1 protein-coding gene and 1 pseudogene are annotated in these 1,657 nt (G+C 60.9%); both read right to left on the bottom strand.

Annotation, left to right across the window (positions count from 1 at the left end; genetic code table 11):
- Positions 1-253 (bottom strand): annotated as a pseudogene (locus EOA29_RS35655) (hypothetical protein); the annotation flags it as partial.
- 100 nt (positions 254-353) lie between these two features.
- On the bottom strand, positions 354-1,657 hold a 1,304-nt coding region (locus EOA29_RS35650), incomplete at its 5' end, for an ABC transporter substrate-binding protein (protein ID WP_145970017.1).

Below are 1,657 nucleotides of genomic sequence, written 5' to 3'. Positions count from 1 at the left end.
GATCGAAATCCTGGGCGTCGAGGCCCGGGTCGAAATCGATGCAGGATACCTCGTCGGGCTTCTCCTTCTGCGCCTTGTCGTTGGCCTCAAACAGCTTGGTGACCGGCTCGGTGAAGCGGTCGCGGTATTTCGCGTCCGCCTCGAACCTCACCTCAGGCACATAGAAGAACTTCACGGCCTTGGAAGCCGGCCCGGCGAGTGTCGCGGCAGGCAAGGCGATCGACATGGCAGCGGCCAGCATTGTTGGTCTCATGCAGGATCTCCGGATGTTCGGCGCCGTGGTGGCAAGATCGCCACCACGCATCCTGCATATCGGCTTTTTCGCGCGGCATGAAGTCCTTGCGCTGCCCGTCTCAGGCTTCAAGCCAGACGTTCTGGAAGTCCATTTTATAGGTCTGGTGCATTGCGTAGTTCTTCACCTTCTTGTTCATGTGGCAGTAGAGCTTCTGCCAGAACGGTTGGATGATGACGCCGGAGTCCTGCAGGATCTGCTCGACGTCCTTCATCACCTCCTTGCGCTTGGCGACGTCGATCTCCGATAGCGCCTGCTTGAGCTTGGCGTCGAAATCCGGATTGGAATAGGCCGTCTCATTCCAGGCCTCACCGCTGCGGTAGCCCAGCGCCAGCACCTGGACGCCGAGCGGGCGCATATACCAGATGGTTAGGGAATAAGGATATTTCGTCCAATCGTTCCAGAAGGTCGAGCCGGGCAGCACCGTGCGCTTCACCTTGATGCCGGCATCGCGCAACTGGCCGGCGATGGCGTCGCCGGTGTTCTTCTGCCACTCGTCCTCGACAGTGATCAGCTCGTGCTCGAAGTCGGCCTGTCCGGCATCCGCCATCAACTTCTTGGCGCCGGCCGCGTCCCGCTCCTTCTTTGGCAGCGGATAGTATTCCGGATGGATCGGGCTGACATGGTGGTTCTCGCCGACCGTGCCGCGCCCGGCATAGCCGAGCTGCATGACTTGGTTGTTGTCGACGGCCATCTGCAGCGCGTTGCGCACCCGCTGGTCGTCATAGGGCTTGTGGGTGATGTTGGTGCGGGCAACCAGCGTGGTCGCCGTCGCGACCTCCGATTTCACCAGATCCATGTTGTCGAGGGGGTCGATGAAGTCGGCCGGCGTTTCGAAATCGAGGTCGATCTCGCCGGAATCGAAGGCATTCAGCGTGGCGTTGAAGTCGGTGCCGTAGTCGATGAATTCGACCCCGTCGAGCAGCGCTTCGCCACCCCACCATTTGCCGTTCTCGCGGCGCTTGACGACCGCCTTCTGGCCGACGTCGTAAGACACCAGCTCGAAAGCTCCGGTGCCGATCGGCTTCTTGATCGGGTCGGCGCCATCTTTGTCGAAGTCGCGATGCACGACCAGCGCCGGATAGTCGGTGAAGCCCGGTATGATCGCGATATCGGCCTCGTTGAGCTTCAGCTTGACCGTGTGGTCGTCGACCTTGGTGATGGCGCCATCCTTCGCCTTACCGGTCTTGGCATCGACCAGCGCGCCGACGCGTGCCGCCATGGAATTGCCGGAAGCCCCCTTCTCGCACCAGCGGTTCAGATTGAAGACCACGTCATCAGCGTTGAAGGCATCGCCATTGTTCCAGGTGACGCCCTTGCGCAGATGCAGCGTGTATTCGGTGGCATCGTCATTGACGTCCCAGC

This window comes from Mesorhizobium sp. M1E.F.Ca.ET.063.01.1.1 (genome assembly GCF_003998155.1).
GTDB lineage: Bacteria > Pseudomonadota > Alphaproteobacteria > Rhizobiales > Rhizobiaceae > Mesorhizobium.
The sequence above is the reverse complement of the archived record's forward strand: the minus strand, read 5'-3'. Positions and strand labels throughout refer to the sequence as shown.